Below are 16156 nucleotides of genomic sequence, written 5' to 3'. Positions count from 1 at the left end.
CCAACTCAACATGCAAGTCATACAACGGCGTGCGCTTCGGTGAACTCATATCGGCTACCTTTTCATTTTGGATGGTCAAAGGAATGAGCGTCAGTTTGAAGGATGCCGAGCATATTGCAATGGGCCCGTGACCCAGCACCCGCGCAGCGGTGAGGAATTCCTGGTTTTCGCAGCTCGACGGCGGTCATCGGCACTCACAAAATTGTCCCGGATCGGCTTGTATACGGATGCATGCATCAGAATAATTCCTATAGGAAACATTTTTCCGTTACGCAACATCTATGGGCCGGCCACTTGTTCTGACAGCATCGCACTACATGATGCTTTGCACACCACTTCGTGGTAGCAACCGATATTGCCTTTTCAAATCTGTATTTTGCCTGAACGTTTATCCCTCCGATCCGGATAACTTACCCACAGCATGATCCAACGCGCGCAATCCTGCGACCAGATCGGCCTCGGCAGTATCCTCGGCGAAGTCATGACTGATTCCACCGATTGAAGGCACAAACAACATTGCCACCGGCATTAACCGAGAGACGTTGGTCGCATCATGCAGCGCCCCAGATGGCATCAGCCGCCATTTGCCAGGGGCGACCATTTCTGCCCCGACTTCCAACGCGTGACGCAAGGTGGAGTCCATCGAAACCGGCTCTAATCCCAACATCCTTCCAAAGTGCAGCTCCATGTCAATTTGCTCGGCCACTTCCCGTGCTGTAGTGCGGATGATGTCTTCCATACGCTCAAGACGCCCGGCATCGCCGTCGCGCCATTGCATCGAGAACCGAACCCGACCCGGCACGATGGACGACGCGTTTGGATGCAAGTCGACCCGGCCTATTGTCCATACGGTCTGCGGCGTGACGACATTCCGAAACCTGTCATTAATCTTTGTATTGAATAGCGACATGGCCTGAAGCGCGTCGCGACGAAGGTGCATAGGCGTCGTGCCCGCATGGTTTTGCTGGCCGTCAAATTCAATGACCATATCCCGGATGCCCACGATATCTGTCACGACACCAAGTTGTTCACCTTGCACATCCAGCGAAGGGCCCTGTTCGATGTGCATTTCGACAAATCCACTGAACTGGGCAGGATCGACAAAACCTTGTGCCAAGTCTGCCATGGATGACCGCGCGGTGGCAAAGCTGACGCCTGTGGCATCCGTCAACACGTCTGCCTTCTCCAGGGGCAAACCGCCGGACCAGACGGCCGATCCGGTTGTGACTCCAAACCGGCCTTCTTCGTCCTGGAAACTCACGACCGAGATTGGGCGGTCGCTGGAACGGGCGACCTCAAGCGCGGCAATGACCCCCAGCGCACCGTCCAGCCACCCGCCCTCGGGCTGGCTGTCTGAATGGGAGCCCATCAGAAGTGACCGCCCAGGTGCCAAGCCAAACAGGTTGCCCACGGGATCGAAATGCGGTTGCAGACCGGCCTCTGCCATCTGTTCGGCCAACCAGCGACGCGAAGCGATATCAGCGGCGGAATATGCCGGGCGTACTACGCCTTTTCCTACACCCGAAGCCCCGAACGTGCGCAGCTTGTGCAGGTCAGCCAGAAATCGGTTTTCGTCAATGGCCATTGCATCCCTCATCCCTGATGTTTCGGCTGACCATAGCGTAACGACGCCAGCCGCATACAGTCCTGAAATCAGATTTTTGTGCGACGGCGGCGAAACACCTCTGGCCCAAGCCAGGAACCTGCCCTAAGACTTCGACGCAAGAGGGATCATCATGTCGCATATCACACTGGTGCGTCACGGGCAGGCCAACACGGCCGCGCGGGACGAAGCAAACTATGACAAGCTCAGCGAACTGGGGCATCAGCAGGCGCGCTGGCTGGGCGCCCACCTGCGGGACACACGCGCCCACCATCCGCGAGTCTATAGCGGTACGCTGACGCGGCACCTGGAAACTGCGGCAAGCATGGGCCTGTCCGATCCGGTCTGTGACGCCCGCCTGAACGAGATCGAGTATTTCACCCTGGCCGAGCTGTTTCAGCAGCAACACGGGGTCGAGATCCCTACAGATCGCGAAGGGTTTGTCGAGCATCTTCCCAGAACCTTTGCCACCTGGGCCGACGGCAAAATAAAGGACACGCCCGAGACTTTTGAGCAATTCGAATCCCGCGTCTCTGACGCGTTACACGACATCGGAACCGAAGGCGGGCCAGCGATTATCGTTACGTCTGGCGGGTTGATCTCAATGGTTGTGCGGCAGGCAATGGGGCTGGACATCCCTTCGATGGCGCGTGTGGCCCTTGCCATCATGAACACGTCGATGCATCGTCTGCACCCGATTGGCACACAGCTGAGTCCGGTTCTGTTCAATGCCGTTCCGCATCTTGAAACCCCTGACCGGCACTTCGCTCAGACCCACTTGTAACCATTCGGAGGCCTCCTGATGCAGCTATATTATGCCCCCCGCACGATTTCGGTCGCTGTTGCAATTGCGTTAGAAGAGGCCGGGCTGGATTACGAGGCGATCCGCCTGGACTTTGCCGAGGGTGAACAGACAAAACCGGCCTATAAACAGATCAATCCAAAAGGCCGAGTCCCGGCGCTGGTGGTAGATGGCGGCATACTGACCGAGACTGGTGCACTGTTGGACTACATCGCAGCAGTTGCTCCGCAAGCCGGGCTTGTCCCGGATGATCCGGTCATGGCGGCCCGAATGCGCGAGGTGATGTATTATCTGGCCTCCACCATGCATGTGAATCATGCCCACAAGCTGCGGGGGCATCGCTGGGCTGATAAGAAAACCAGCTGGAAGGATATGTCTGGCAAGGTCCCTCAGACGATGACGGCGTGCTGCGAATACATCATTTCGAGTGGCTTGCGTGGTCCGCTTGTGCTGGGCGAGACGTTCTCGCTGGCAGACGCCTATCTCTACGTTGTCTGCAGCTGGTTGGAAGGTGACGGCGTCGATGTCTCGGCCTTTCCGAAAATTCTTGCCTTTCGCGAGGCGATGGAGGCACGCGCCTCAGTTCAGTCGGTCCGTGCCGCTGGAATGCTCTGACAAAAGGAAATTCGATGACACATCTCTGGGTCCGGGCAGAACAGCGCCCGAACGAGGAACGGGTCGGCCTGACCCCCGAAGGCGCCGCCGCCCTGATCGAAGCCGGCATTCAAGTGACTGTCGAGGAAAGTTCTGTCCGCGCAATCCCGATCGACGGCTACCGGGATGCAGGCTGCGAAATCGCACCCGAAAACGCGTGGCCGAACGCCCCGGCTGAGGCAATCATCTTCGGGTTAAAGGAGCTACCTGAAGACGGAACACCGCTGTCCCACCGCCACATTATGTTTGGACATGCTTACAAAGGGCAACACTCGGGCCGCGCTTTGCTGGAACGTTTCCAGGCCGGAGGCGGCACGCTTTACGATCTGGAATATCTCGTGGATGAGGATGGACGTAGGGTCGCCGCCTTTGGGTATTGGGCGGGTTATGCCGGTGCTGCTGTGACGCTCAAGACATGGGCGGCACAGCAACGCGGCGAAGAATGTCCTCCGGTCGGCGTGTATCCGAGCCAGAATGCACTGAATGCGGAACTGCTGTCAGAACTGGACGACACCGGGGTTGAGCGGCCTCGTGCCATAGTCATAGGCGCATTGGGCCGCGTGGGCACAGGTGCCGCCGATCTGTGCGAAGCGATGGGCATCAATGTTACCAAATGGGATATGGCCGAAACCGCCAGCGGCGGCCCTTTTCCAGAAATCCTGGACCACAACCTGTTCCTGAACTGTATCTTCGCGCGCCCTGGTACCCCGGTTTTTGTCCCACATGAGGCGCTGACTGCGCCCCGCGCGCTGACCGCCATCGGCGATGTCGCCTGCGATCCGGACAGCGACTACAATCCGGTTCCAGTCTACGATCGGGCCACGACCTGGGACCATCCTGCCCTGCGCGTTGCAACCGATCCCGTGATGGATGTGATGGCCATCGACAACCTGCCCTCGATGCTGCCTGTGGAAAGCTCCGAGGATTATGCCGCGCAGCTTTTGCCTTCGCTGCAAACACTCACGGATATCGAACACGGCGTGTGGGGACGTGCGCGGAACGAGTTTCGCAAACATGTTTAGGCAAGGTCACCCATGGAACATCTGATTGGAGGTGCGGCTGCCGTCCTGGGAACCGTCTGCTGGTTGCCGCAGACCCTGAAGACCTGGCGCAGCCGCGAAACCAAGGACCTGTCTTTACCGGCAAATCTGCTGATCCTGACGACACTTACCTTGTGGCTGGTCTATGGGCTGATGATCGCAGCGTGGCCGCTGATCCTTGGAAATGTGATATCGATCCTTCTCGTCGGCGCGATCGTGACTGCAAAACTGAAATTCGGCTGAAGAGCTGGAAAGGAGCAAACGAATGACCATCCATTGGTGCGGAACCGGCTTGTCAGCCATCCCCGGCTTACGCCGGCTTATTGAAAAAGGCCACAAGGTCACCGTTTGGAACCGGACTGTCGAAAAGGCCAAAGCCGAGATCGGCGACCTGACCGACGACATACACGCCTTCGACATCGACGCCCTGGGTGCGGTTCTGGCCAAAGGCGACGTGATCGTTTCGATGTTGCCGGGCGATTGGCACGTGCCGTTGGCTGAACTTGCCATTTCCAAAGAGGCGAATTTCGTTTCGTCTTCATACATCGCGCCAGAGATGCGTGCGCTGGATGACAAGGCCCGCGAAGCTGGCGTGGTGCTGGTCAATGAGGTTGGGTTGGACCCGGGCATTGATCACCTGATGGCCCACGCGTTGATCGACGATTATCGCGCCTCGGATGCGTTCGACCCGCAAAACCACCTGAGTTTCATCTCGTACTGCGGCGGCATCCCCAAGCATCCCAATCCGTTCCGCTATAAATTCAGCTGGTCACCGTTGGGCGTACTTAAAGCCCTACGGTCACCGTCGAAGTCCATTCGCGATTATGCTCCGCTGGATGTCGCGCGCCCCTGGGATGCGATCAGCAGTTATGTCGCTCCGCTGCCGGCACCCGAAAGTTTCGAGGTCTATCCAAATCGCGACTCACTGCCCTTCATGCAGCAATACCACTTTGAGCAGCATTGGCCGGTAAAGGAATTCGTCCGGGGGACTCTGCGCCTGAACGGTTGGGCAGACGCATGGTCAGATGTGTTCCGTGAAATCGAAACATTATCCGGCCCCGACGGCGACGCCCGACTGAAAGAGATGTCGGATCAGTTCTGGGACGAGAACGCCTATGACGAGGGCGAGCCCGACCGCGTAGTTCTGTGCGTGGGCCTGAAAGCCGAGAAAGAAGGCGTAGAGGTTTGGCACAAAACCTATGTCATGGATGCTTGGGGCGACGCGCGCGGCACCGCCATGGCCCGTCTGGTTTCGATTCCGGTTTCATTGGCGGTTGAGGCGGTCCTGAATCGCGCCATCCCGGCAGGCGTTCACGCAGCACCCAGCGATCCGAAACTGGTGCAGGGCTGGATGGCTGAGATCGACAAGCTGGCGCAGCATTTGCAGATCGTCGATCATACCAACTAAATTAAGTGAAACCGCTCTGTTTGTGAACAAAGCGGCCTCACTTGTTCAAGGTCGCGTATGCCAGATCGATAAGGTTTCGGCGTAACTCCGGGGTAAAGAAAACTTCGTTCGCCATCCTTTTGTCCTCTGGATCGACATCCATTTGAAAGTTGTAGAATTCGCCATCAGCGAAGCAATCGAACACGCGGTCGGTCACTATGATCTCATGAGGGTTCTCTATGGGGTCTCCGACGTCAGCACCACGAACAGCTACAAGATAGTTCGATGCTGCGGTCACAGCACCGTTACGCTCTTCCTGCAAAAAATATTCTAAAGCAGTCTCATAACCATAGCGCTCCCGGTAAAACTCTTTCGCCTTTGGATACAGCTTTTCGGTCTCAGAAACCGCATCTTCACAACTCAATTCCGAGTAATTTTTCCGACGCTCTGGAAACAACGCGGGGCACGCCGGCCCCAGAATCCGACAATTCCAAAGGAACACTCGCTTGGTTTCGTGATCATCCAAATCAGATACCACTCTGTCACGCAACTCTATAGCTTGGTTCACAAATGCCGCGTGCGTTTTCGGGAATCGCTTATCGTTCCGAACCAACTTCAAGGCTTCTTGAAAATGCAACTCCTTAACAACTTCCTCGGGGGTAACTGACTGGGCGGCAATTTCATCGACGGCCTCATACAATTTTAGTGCGAACAATTGTTTGTACTTCGATCGCTTATTTCTCCAAGTGTTTGGCGGACGCTGAAAAGCTTCCACACTCACTTGCATCATGCCAGCTTCATCGCCCGCCTGTTGAAGAACTTTTGCCTTCCAAGACCAAGGCACAAAACTATCAGGCGTCTCTGCGATCGCCAAATCAGCTACTTCCAGCGCGGCATCCCAATCCTGTTGCATCATATGGATGCGCATCTTGTTGCGGTACATCAATGAACGTCTCTCTGGTGTCCACGCCATCCATGTCAGCAAAGTATCGCAGGCCGACACTGCTTGCTGTGGTGTCTTCACTCCCAAACTGCAGGAAGCAACCAGATCTTGATTTTTCTTGCCAAGGAAAACGGCAGGCGCAGTCGCCACAACCGCAAGCACAGCCAGCACGCGAACAATTGAAGCACGACGTTTCCCAGCTGTTTCAGAAGAGTGAGCGTTCACCAAATCAACCTAAAGTAATTTCAGGCCAACCTAGCCACAAGCAATCAGGTAAGTCCAGAGTGCTGCGGCGAACAGAAAAGCCACCCTGCTATCGCGGGATGGCTTTCCAATTCATGCAGTTGCGTATTAAGCTGGCACCGAACCTTAGATATACTGCGCGATGATAGCTTCGACGTCAGTGCGATTGATGCCAAGCTCGGACAATTCATGGTCCGATAAACGGTTCAATTCCTGAGCAGCGCACACGATATCCTGACTGATCGCGCGCATGCGCATCGCCCGGTCAAACAACAGCAATGCACTGCTTGTGACGTCTTTTTCGTTCGTGGATATTGTATCGAACATAGTATTAACCTCGCTATCTAATCACAATGAAAGCTCCGCTTGCAGGTGTCAGGCCTGCTGTCGCAAAGGTTGATTGTGATACACACTGTGAAAGGCGCGGCGATGGATTTGGTCGCGCGGGACGCCGATGTCCTCCAACTGCCGGTCAGTCAACCTGTTCAGCCTTTGGACCGTCTGCGAGTAGATCCTGCGGCGAAAATGTTCGACTTTCTTCTCGGCGTAACCAGAGAGCAGGCCCGCAAAAAAGCCGTTCTGGGTATTGGTTGTTTGTACGAGTTCCATGTCATTCTCCCTTTTGTCCGATTTCAGTTGCGTTCTGATATCTGATAAAGGAGCTCCCCATTAACGAATGAGGGACGACATATTAAGATTGATTTATGGTTTTAGTCAGAAATGCAAAGTCACGGAATTGCGGCTATTAAACCAATGGTAGTCGCAGAACACGAGACGGTGGGCACAGGCGTTCGGACGGATTAATCCAACGCCTGAGCAAAGATCACATCAGATCGTTTTCGACATCCTCAGCGGATATGCCCAACGCATCCAAGCCATTCTCAAGATGGTCCGACATATGCGGTGTACCGATCAGATAGTCGGCGCACGGGGTTGAAGCCTCGGACCTGGCGGTGGCGATCGCCTCGGCCAGGTCTTCGGCGAAAAAGCTTTCGCGGCCGATCCACATGACTGCCACCAATTCGGCCTGCTCGTCTTCGCTCATCCGGTCGACAAAGGCGCGCAATTCGCCCTCGGCCCGGTTCAGTTCGCGCCCCATCATGGCGACCTGTGCGATTTTTCTTGCCGAGATTTCCAGCATCTGTCCCAACTCCTGTGTTCGCGGTTCAGATTAAACACAAACACCGTTGGCGACGCCCGTCTTTGATCTTACGCAAGAAATATATGTCAGCGACGCGCGCGTGAAATTGCTTTTTTGGGGACCGGAGCGGTGCGAAACGGTCGAAAAGTTGCCTTTTTGAACCACAGCTTAACCGCCTGATAGTGGATCAATAGTACTGCGCGACGCGCACCGAATGGGCGCCGAAGCAGAGACCACAGGATCGTTCGATTGGTCATCCGCTGGCGCGACCCGGTCAGGGTCGCGATTAAACCGCCCCGCTCGCGGCCATAGTCGATCCACACGCCAACACGCTCTGGGCGGTAATCAAACCGGAACGTGTAGGTGCCCTCGATTTTCTGAAACGGTGAGACATGCAGCAACTTGTCGGCGACAATGCGATCCGTTGGTTCGATCCTGGACATATCCGGCTTGTGGCACAGGTAGCTGTGTCTTGTGCCATAGGTGTTCGTTACTTCGGCCACAACGGCGTAAAGCTGGTCCTGTCCATCAAAGCAAAACCAGAAACTGACCGGATTGAAGACATGTCCCAAAACCCTGGGTTGGGTCAGCAACATCAATCGAACTGGCTGCGGAAACGCGAGGGCATCGAAGCGCTCACGCAACCAAACGGCGCCGCGGCCCAGTTTCGGTTTGCCCCCGTGGTCAATGTCGCGCCAATTGGTCAGGTTTGCGCGGTTGACTGAAAACAGCGTCGGAGTATCCGGCCGTGTCTCGGGGTTTAGAAGAATATAGTCGATGGAATAGCGAAAAGCGTTTTCTACTGAGCCCTTGCGCCCGTGGTACGTATGAGCAGCAATATGATCTACCTCAGTCATTAAACTGCTACTCCCTATCCGCGAGCATACTGTTCATTCACATTCGTTTCCGCATCTTGTTACCTCTCATAATACGGAATCCAGTAGTGTCCGGATCAAAAAACACCGGTCAAAGTGATCCGGCTTGGGTGTCGCCGCGTATTGTTGTTATGTTTACCGAGATCGACACAGTGACTCTGGACGACCCTGCGCCGCTTTCCGGCACGGACAAACCCCGGATCGCAAGGAAACGCATCAAGGGTAAACCGGTGAACGGAGCAAAAAACAGTTGCGGCACCAAAACTGAGTGGGTGAACCACATCAAGCGCATCCGAGATGCGCAAGATCAATCGGCGTTTGCCGAGCTGTTCCAGCACTTCGCACCTCGTATCAAGGCATTCTTGATGAAATCAGGGTCCGACGCAGCACTGGCTGAGGAATGTGCGCAAGAGGTCATGGCGACCTTATGGCACAAAGCTCACCTGTTTGACCCTTCGCGTGCGACGGTGGCCACATGGGTGTTCACGATAGCGCGAAACAAGCGTATTGACGTTTTGCGCAAGCAACGCCGCCCCGAACCCGAGGAATTGAGCTGGGGTCCGGAAGCCGAGCCGGATCAGGAAGACGTTGTCGCCTTGCGACAAGAAACCACGCAGCTGCGCACCGCCTTAAAGGCGTTGCCCGATGCCCAAAGACAACTGATCGAAAAAGCCTATTTCGGGGATCTGAGTCATCGGGAGATTGCGTCTCAAACCGGATTGCCGCTGGGCACGATCAAGTCACGAATAAGATTGGCGCTGGATCGCTTGCGCCACGCGATGAACTGAGATGATAACGATGGAACACAGCATCAGACATCACCTGACGGACGACCTGCTGATGGCCTATGCCGCCGGCAACCTGCCCGAGGCGTTCGACCTGATAGTCGCAACACATATATCCTTGTGCGACCAATGCCGTGCGCAAGCCGAGAGCTTTGATGCCGTGGGCGGGCAGGTTCTTGAGGAACAAGTGGACACGGCGCGCATGAGTCCGGAATCGCTTGCCGCTACCATGGCTCTGATCGCTCAGGGCGCTCCGTCAGCGAAATCGCCACGAACTTCCTGTCCTGTACTACCTGGACCGCTGCAGGATTATGTCGGCGGAGACGTGAATGCGATTCGATGGAAACCCGTTGGCATGGGCGTCAAACAGGCCATCCTGCCCACCACGCGCGAGGCGACAGCCCGGTTGCTGTTCATCCCGGCTGGTGCCGCCGTCCCAGATCACGGACATAACGGCATCGAACTGACAATGGTGTTGCAGGGTGCCTTCTCGGATGAGGTTGACCATTTCGCACGCGGTGATGTCGAAATAGCCGATGAAGATCTGGAACATACCCCTATTGCCGATATGACCGAGGATTGCATTTGTCTGGCCGTGACCGACGCGCCGCTGAAATTCACCAAGCTGATGCCACGATTGTTCCAACCATTTCTACGTATCTGAGTTGGGAACATGTCGTCGGAAACTGACCGTATCCTTGACACACGGAGATAAGAAATGATCAGAGGGTTTTTGCTTGGTATGTCCCTGCTGACCGCAAGTACCATGGCCACGGCACAGATGACGGCCGACGTGAAATTCCAACCCGGCAATTTCGGAACGATGGTCAATGGCACGATAACCGGTGACGAATACTTCGACTATAAGCTGGGTGCGAAGGCCGGTCAGGAGATGTTTGCCGAGCTGCAGGTCAGCGACACCAACGGCAATGGCGTGATCTATTTCAACATCCTGCCGCCTGACAGTGATGGCACCGCGATCTACGTCGGTTCGATCGACGGCAACACTGCGCGTATTAATCTGCCCGAGGACGGAGACTACACGATCCGCGTCTATCTGATGGGTAATGACCGTGATACTGGCAAGACAGTCGGATATAATCTGGACCTGTCGATCCAGTAGAACTCAGCCTTCGGTCTTGCCCAAAGGGACGACATTGGAATGATCGTCCGGAGCAAGTTCTTCGAAATCGAAATTGTCCAGCCGCTGCGCCCTGCGGCCAGCCTTTTCTGCGCTGATTTTGATTTCCGAAATATCCTTGGCCGCCTGCCCGAAATGGCGGTCCAGGTTTCCGACGCGATCCCCAAGGCGTTCGACATCCTTATGCAACAATCCCAGTTCCTTGCGGATTGCCCCTGCTTGTTCCCGCATCCGCGCATCTTTGAGAATCGCCCGCATCGTGTTCAACGTCGCCATGCAGGTGGTCGGCGAAACGATCCAGACACGTTTCGAGAAACTCTCTTGCACCAGCTCCGGGAATTTTGCGTGCAGCTCAGCATAAACCGCCTCGGACGGAAGAAACATCAGCGCACCATCGGCGGTTTCGCCGTCCAGGATGTACTTTTCTGAAATATCCGTGATGTGTTTTCGCACGGTGCTGCGGAACATCTGCACGGCCGCTTTCAGTTCCATATCGTTGGCCGATCCGATCAGGGCCTCATAGGCCTCGAGTGGGAATTTGCTATCAATTACGATCGGACCAGGAGGGTTGGGCAAATTGATCAGACAATCCGCGCGACGCCCATTCGACAGCGTCGCCTGCAATTGAAAGCTGTCCGACGGCAGCGCCTTGGAAACGATATCATTCAGCTGAATCTCACCGAATGCACCCCGCGTCTGCTTGTTCGACAGGATATCCTGCAACGACAACACATCACCCGACAGTTTGGTGATATTGTCTTGCGCCTTGTCGATTGCGGCCAGTCGTTCCTGCAATTGGGTCAGCGAGGTCGCGGTTTGTTTCGAAGAGCCGTGCAGCGATTCCTTCATCCGCTCCTGCATCTCAGTCAGCGCCCGTGCGGACTTCATCGCATTGTCTGCCAGCCGGTCATTCATTTGCTGCTGAACCGATGACAGGCGCGATTCCACGGTCTGAATCACTTGCACCTGAGCGTTGGCCTGCGTGTCCGAGACATGCTGCAATCCGCCGCGCAGCTGCTCTTGCCCTTGCCCCAACTGCTGCACATGCTGACCCAGATTGGACATCTGCCGCGCCAGCGGTTCAGCCATCCGGGCCGACCGATTGGCCGCACGCAATGACAGAAACAGCAAGACCAGGATCAGCAGGATCACCCCGCCCCCGATTAGGACCACGGGGTCATTCAGAGTGTACTGTGTGCCTACAATCTCGATCATCTTGCCTCGGGTGTTCTTGTTTTATTCTTCATAACCCCGTCGCGCCGCGGGATCAACTGCGCCCGAACAAACGTTCGATATCGCTCAGCTTCAGCTCGACATAGGTAGGCCGTCCATGGTTGCACTGGCCGGAATGGGGAGTTGCCTCCATCTCGCGCAACAGGGCGTTCATTTCTTCAGCGCGCATCCGGCGACCCGACCGGATCGAACCATGGCAGGCAACCCGGCTGAGGATTGCCTCGATCTGGGCTTGTACTGTCTGACTTTCGCCCTGATCGGTCAGTTCATCCAGAATATCCAGGATCATCGCGCGGGCATCGACCTCACCCAATATCGCCGGAGTTTCCCGCACGGCCACGGCACCGCCGCCGAATGCTTCGATGGTCAGACCAAGGCGAGACAGCTCCTCTGAAATTTGCATAAGGCGCGCGCAGTCGCCGTCAGACAGTTCAACGATCTCTGGGATCAATAGGGACTGCGCGGCGACACCAGTCTCGGCCATCTGGCGTTTGAGTTTTTCATAGACCAGACGCTCATGTGCGGCGTGCTGATCGACGATCACCATCCCATCAGCGGTTTGGGCGATGATATAGTTCTCATGCACTTGCCCGCGTGCAGCCCCCAGCGGAAGATCCTGCGGCTCGGGCACGTCGGGGGTAGGCGCGGTGACCGGCACTGGTTCGACAATCCGACCGCTGTAATCCTGTGACAATTCGGAAAAGCCCGGCGCCTGCGCCTGATAGGCTGCTTGGCGCGCCGTCGCAGAGGGGCGATCCATCTGATAGACCCGCGCCGGGCCGGGCGTTGCCGGTTCAGGACGCATCGCGCCCAAGGTGGCGTTGGCTACCGTCGAGGACGCCCGATGCCCGGCCTCGGCCAACGCATGACGTAGGCTCGATACGATCAGTCCGCGCGCCACGCCCGGATCACGGAACCGCACCTCGGACTTTGCCGGGTGTACGTTCACATCCACCAGCGTCGGATCACAGTCAATGAACAGGGCTGCGGCCGGATGTCGGTCGCGGCTGAGAAAATCAAAATAGGCCGCCCGCAATGCCCCTGTCAGCATTTTGTCACGTACAGGTCGCCCATTGACGAACAAGTGTTGGGCCACCGCAGCGCCCCGCGAATAGGTCGGCAAGGCGGCGTAACCATACAGCCTGATCCCCTCGCGCGTGGCATCGATCTGCAAGGCGTTTTCGGCAAACTCACGCCCGAGGACACGGGCCAGACGGGCGTGCAGCGCATCAAACAAATCACCATTCTCGCGGTCAGCACGAAAAGTCACGCGCCCTTCGCCGCCGCCAGAGACATCGCGGAGGGTGAAAGTAACCGCCGGCTCCGCCATGGCCAACCGCTTAACGGTGTCCGATATCGCCTGCGCCTCGGCACGGTCTGTGCGCATGAATTTGAGCCGCGCAGGCGTCGCAAAGAACAAGTCGCGCAGTTCCACCACCGTGCCAGAGCGCAGCGCCGCTGGTTTCACGGGTTGAACCTGGCCGCCAGCTACGTGGATTGACGCTGCTTCCTCCCCCGGCACACGACTGGTGATAGTTAATCGCCCTACAGCCCCCAGAGACGGCAATGCCTCGCCTCGAAATCCGAAAGTGTGGATATTCAGAAGGTCGGAACCGTCGATTTTCGAGGTGGCGTGGCGCGATAAGGCCAGGGCCAGATCGTCCCGGGCAATGCCACAGCCGTCATCGGTGACGCGTATGAGCGTCTTTCCCCCGTCACAAATGTCGATGGCGATCCGCGTAGCGCCTGCGTCAACGGCATTTTCAACCAGTTCCTTGACGGCGGATGCCGGGCGTTCCACAACTTCGCCCGCTGCAATCCGATTGATTGCAGCGTCGTCCAGTTGTCGGATAGCCGGGCGTTCTTGGCTGATATTGCGGTGTGTGCGCGCCATACCGCTAGACCTAGCACAGAACGGCGCGATTCTACCACCGGTTTGAAACGAGTTTTGCTGGTCTAAAACAGGCGTCGTCCGGTCCGTCGTACAATACCGCCAAGCAGCGCGTCTTTGGGCACGAGGGACCGGACGGTCCGTGGTGAGTGGTTGTTAATTGATTAACATTTGAAGCAGCATTAGCACATAATCGTAAACAAAATTATGATTATGTCTACGTTGTTTCCAAATAAGCAAGGATTAGCCGATTCCCAATGGTACGGACTGCGGGATAACGCCAAGTCAGGTGGCGACCGGCGCGCCACCGCGGGTTCGGCATGGACCAAACATCGCGCACACCGCGAGAATCAAACCGGACATCGTCGCAATCATGCCTGCCGCACTGACCGCATCGGCCCCGCCCAGCCACAGAGGGCCGTACCCGGCCAGCACGTAGCCGGAAACTGCTGAAAGTATTGCGAACACTACGCTCCAGGCAATCTGCGCTTCAAGCCGATTGGTCATCATGCGTGCAGCGGCAGGTGGACAGATGAACATAGCAATCACAATGATCGAGCCCACCGCATCAAAAGCTGCAACCGCGGCAATAGCGGCGGTAATCACCAACGCCATGCCCAAAACACCTGTGCGAATTCCGATCGTACGAGCAAAACCTTCGTCAAAAGTCGAAATTTTGAGTGGTCGCCAAAATAGCCAGGTGAACAGGGTCACCCCGGCCAAGGTCAAGGCAATACGCGGTAGCTCGTTTGGCAGACCAGCCAGAGCCTGCGGATCCAGTAGCGAGGACCACCCTGTCGCGTCCAACCAGATCAGACTCTCTAGATTGCCATAGAGCGCATGCTCCACGTCAAGATGCACAGTCGAAGTATCGGTCTGCTCAAGCAGCAATACGCCCGCCGCGAACATTGCGGTAAAGACCACGCCCATTGCGGCACCCGGCTCGATCTGCCCAAGGCGTCGGATTGCTTCGATCAGCACGACAGCGACGACGGCGGCCCCGGCCGCACCCAGCATCATCGGCCAGGTGGAAATAGCTCCGGTCAGCAGGAAAGCCACCACGATGCCGGGCAGTACCACGTGGCTGATCGCATCGCCGATCAGAGCCTGTTTGCGCAGCACCAGAAAGTTACCGGGCAAAGCGCAGGCAATGGCTGCGAACGTTCCGATCAACAGAGGTGTCAGCGACAGGGGAACGAATTCTTCACCACTCATGACGGAACTCCTTGAGGTCCACCGATCCGGCGGTCAATCTCGGCGATCTGGTCGCGGGTCAGAACGGTCTCGATATCGCGCAAACCGTCATAAAGCGCGGCAGTGGCCTCATGTGCCAGATCGGCGCGTACGACTTCCCAACGCCTTTCATCGCGCAGCGCTTTGGCGGCGCGTGCCTTGCCTGCCTCGGTCGCCACCCCGTCCGCGCGCACCATATCTGCGCGGCGCAATAGTCGCAGTGTCAGCGGTTCATAGATCTTTTGCCCCTGCGCGAGCGCCAGTAGCCCCTGCCGGATGTGAACTCTGCGCTGGAACTTCAGATGGTGCAGCAGGGCAGCCAAGACGCCCCGTACAGGTGCAAGAAAAATGGAAATCGCGAAGAAGGCAAAACTCACCAGAACGATAATTGGGCCAGTCGGAAGGTTCGGAGCCGAAGCCGAAAGGGACGCGCCAAGAAAGCCCGCCAGTCCGCCGGCCAAACCAGCCAGCAGAACGACACGGTCTGATCGATCCGACCAGAACCGGGCTGTAACAGGTGGAATGATCAGCAGAGCGACAATCAGGATCAGACCAACAATCTTCAGCCCCACTACGGTCACGGCCATGACCAATCCCATCATTGCAAGGTCGACCCGATGCACCGGCAATCCTCTTGCAGCAGCATATTCAGTATCAAAGGCAACCATTATCATCGGTCGACGCAGAATCATGACCAACAGCAAGGTTGCCGCCCCGCCGATGGCAATAATCATCGCGTCGGCCCAAAGCATCCCAGCGGTCGAACCCAACAGAAACCCTTCAAGCCCCGCCTGACGTCCGACACCCATAGTCTGGATAATCGTCAGCAGGACGATGCCCAGCCCGAAGAACACGGACAGTACAGCTCCGATAGCGGCGTCCTCGGCCAATCGAGTGTGACGGGTCAGCCAATTCATGCACAGCAATCCGATCCAGGCGGACACGGCCGACCCAGCCAGAAGACCAATCAGATTGCGCCCGTCGCCGCCAAAGGCGACCAGCACCATAAACGCAAGGCAAACACCCGGCAGCGTCGCGTGGCTGATGGCATCGCTGACCAAAGCGCGCTTGCGCAGAAACAGGAACGTCCCCGTCACGCCGGCGGACACACCTAATAAGGTCGCACCAATAGCGACCAGCGTGGCGTTATAGCCAAGCTGTAAAGTCAGAGCTTCCCAAAGCATG

At 56.8% G+C, this 16156-nt stretch carries 18 protein-coding genes; 8 read left to right on the top strand and 10 right to left on the bottom strand.

Annotated elements, in window-relative coordinates; genetic code table 11:
* Window positions 1-388 precede the first annotated feature (388 nt).
* Window positions 389-1585, bottom strand: coding sequence for a Zn-dependent hydrolase (locus AC2TCY_RS03410; RefSeq protein WP_480845467.1), 1197 nt, complete (start codon window positions 1583-1585; stop codon window positions 389-391).
* Between the two features lie 151 nt (window positions 1586-1736).
* On the opposite strand from AC2TCY_RS03410, the gene AC2TCY_RS03405 reads away from it, so the two are divergent.
* The 5 genes from AC2TCY_RS03405 to AC2TCY_RS03385 are packed head-to-tail and all read left to right on the top strand — an operon-like array spanning window position 1737 to window position 5507.
* Window positions 1737-2387, top strand: a complete 651-nt coding sequence (locus tag AC2TCY_RS03405) for a histidine phosphatase family protein (RefSeq protein WP_480845466.1) — start codon at window positions 1737-1739, stop codon at window positions 2385-2387.
* An 18-nt stretch (window positions 2388-2405) separates the two neighbouring features.
* Entirely contained in the window at window positions 2406-3020 is a 615-nt protein-coding gene (locus tag AC2TCY_RS03400; protein ID WP_480845465.1) for a glutathione S-transferase family protein, read from the top strand.
* Between the two features lie 14 nt (window positions 3021-3034).
* On the top strand, window positions 3035-4081 hold the full coding sequence (locus AC2TCY_RS03395; protein ID WP_480845464.1) for a saccharopine dehydrogenase: 1047 nt from the start codon (window positions 3035-3037) through the stop codon (window positions 4079-4081).
* 12 nt (window positions 4082-4093) lie between these two features.
* Complete coding sequence (locus AC2TCY_RS03390; RefSeq protein ID WP_480845463.1) at window positions 4094-4342, top strand: SemiSWEET family sugar transporter; 249 nt, start codon at window positions 4094-4096, stop codon at window positions 4340-4342.
* Between the two features lie 22 nt (window positions 4343-4364).
* The gene (locus tag AC2TCY_RS03385; protein ID WP_480845462.1) at window positions 4365-5507 is read left to right on the top strand and encodes a saccharopine dehydrogenase family protein; all 1143 of its coding nucleotides are present in this window, start codon (window positions 4365-4367) and stop codon (window positions 5505-5507) included.
* Window positions 5508-5544: 37 nt separating this feature from the next.
* Here AC2TCY_RS03385 and AC2TCY_RS03380 read toward each other — a convergent pair whose 3' ends face one another.
* The 5 genes from AC2TCY_RS03380 to AC2TCY_RS03360 form a co-directional block, all read right to left on the bottom strand.
* Window positions 5545-6654: a hypothetical protein gene (locus AC2TCY_RS03380; RefSeq protein WP_480845461.1), complete on the bottom strand. Its 1110-nt coding sequence runs from the start codon at window positions 6652-6654 to the stop codon at window positions 5545-5547.
* Between the two features lie 144 nt (window positions 6655-6798).
* Window positions 6799-6999 carry a DUF1127 domain-containing protein gene (locus AC2TCY_RS03375; protein ID WP_480845460.1) on the bottom strand — a complete coding sequence of 67 codons (201 nt, stop codon included), beginning with the start codon at window positions 6997-6999 and terminating at the stop codon, window positions 6799-6801.
* 48 nt (window positions 7000-7047) lie between these two features.
* Window positions 7048-7281, bottom strand: a complete 234-nt coding sequence (locus tag AC2TCY_RS03370) for a DUF1127 domain-containing protein (protein ID WP_480845458.1) — start codon at window positions 7279-7281, stop codon at window positions 7048-7050.
* A 214-nt stretch (window positions 7282-7495) separates the two neighbouring features.
* Window positions 7496-7813, bottom strand: a complete 318-nt coding sequence (locus AC2TCY_RS03365) for a DUF3775 domain-containing protein (protein ID WP_480845456.1) — start codon at window positions 7811-7813, stop codon at window positions 7496-7498.
* An 86-nt stretch (window positions 7814-7899) separates the two neighbouring features.
* On the bottom strand, window positions 7900-8670 hold the full coding sequence (locus AC2TCY_RS03360) for a DUF1365 domain-containing protein (protein ID WP_480845455.1): 771 nt from the start codon (window positions 8668-8670) through the stop codon (window positions 7900-7902).
* A 149-nt stretch (window positions 8671-8819) separates the two neighbouring features.
* On the opposite strand from AC2TCY_RS03360, the gene AC2TCY_RS03355 reads away from it, so the two are divergent.
* Genes AC2TCY_RS03355 through AC2TCY_RS03345 form a run of 3 tightly spaced genes read left to right on the top strand, consistent with a single transcriptional unit; the run spans window position 8820 to window position 10596 of the window.
* The gene (locus AC2TCY_RS03355) at window positions 8820-9476 is read left to right on the top strand and encodes a sigma-70 family RNA polymerase sigma factor (RefSeq protein ID WP_480845500.1); all 657 of its coding nucleotides are present in this window, start codon (window positions 8820-8822) and stop codon (window positions 9474-9476) included.
* 10 nt (window positions 9477-9486) lie between these two features.
* The gene (locus tag AC2TCY_RS03350) at window positions 9487-10137 is read left to right on the top strand and encodes a ChrR family anti-sigma-E factor (protein ID WP_480845454.1); all 651 of its coding nucleotides are present in this window, start codon (window positions 9487-9489) and stop codon (window positions 10135-10137) included.
* Between the two features lie 54 nt (window positions 10138-10191).
* Entirely contained in the window at window positions 10192-10596 is a 405-nt protein-coding gene (locus AC2TCY_RS03345) for a hypothetical protein (RefSeq protein ID WP_480845452.1), read from the top strand.
* Window positions 10597-10599: 3 nt separating this feature from the next.
* On the opposite strand, the gene AC2TCY_RS03340 is transcribed toward AC2TCY_RS03345, so the two are convergent.
* The 4 genes from AC2TCY_RS03340 to AC2TCY_RS03325 all read right to left on the bottom strand — a co-directional run bounded on the left by AC2TCY_RS03340 (window position 10600) and on the right by AC2TCY_RS03325 (window position 16155).
* Window positions 10600-11829 carry a DNA recombination protein RmuC gene (locus AC2TCY_RS03340; protein WP_480845451.1) on the bottom strand — a complete coding sequence of 410 codons (1230 nt, stop codon included), beginning with the start codon at window positions 11827-11829 and terminating at the stop codon, window positions 10600-10602.
* 52 nt (window positions 11830-11881) lie between these two features.
* A complete protein-coding gene (mutL, locus tag AC2TCY_RS03335) occupies window positions 11882-13741 on the bottom strand; it encodes a DNA mismatch repair endonuclease MutL (protein WP_480845449.1) in 1860 nt (619 codons plus the stop codon).
* Between the two features lie 282 nt (window positions 13742-14023).
* On the bottom strand, window positions 14024-14953 hold the full coding sequence (locus AC2TCY_RS03330; RefSeq protein WP_480845448.1) for a metal ABC transporter permease: 930 nt from the start codon (window positions 14951-14953) through the stop codon (window positions 14024-14026).
* Entirely contained in the window at window positions 14950-16155 is a 1206-nt protein-coding gene (locus AC2TCY_RS03325; RefSeq protein ID WP_480845446.1) for a metal ABC transporter permease, read from the bottom strand. Before AC2TCY_RS03325 ends, AC2TCY_RS03330 begins: the two co-directional genes overlap by 4 nt.
* Window position 16156: the final 1 nt, after the last annotated feature.

The sequence above is a fragment of the Ruegeria sp. HKCCD7181 genome, from assembly GCF_057221055.1.
The sequence above is the reverse complement of the archived record's forward strand: the minus strand, read 5'-3'. Positions and strand labels throughout refer to the sequence as shown.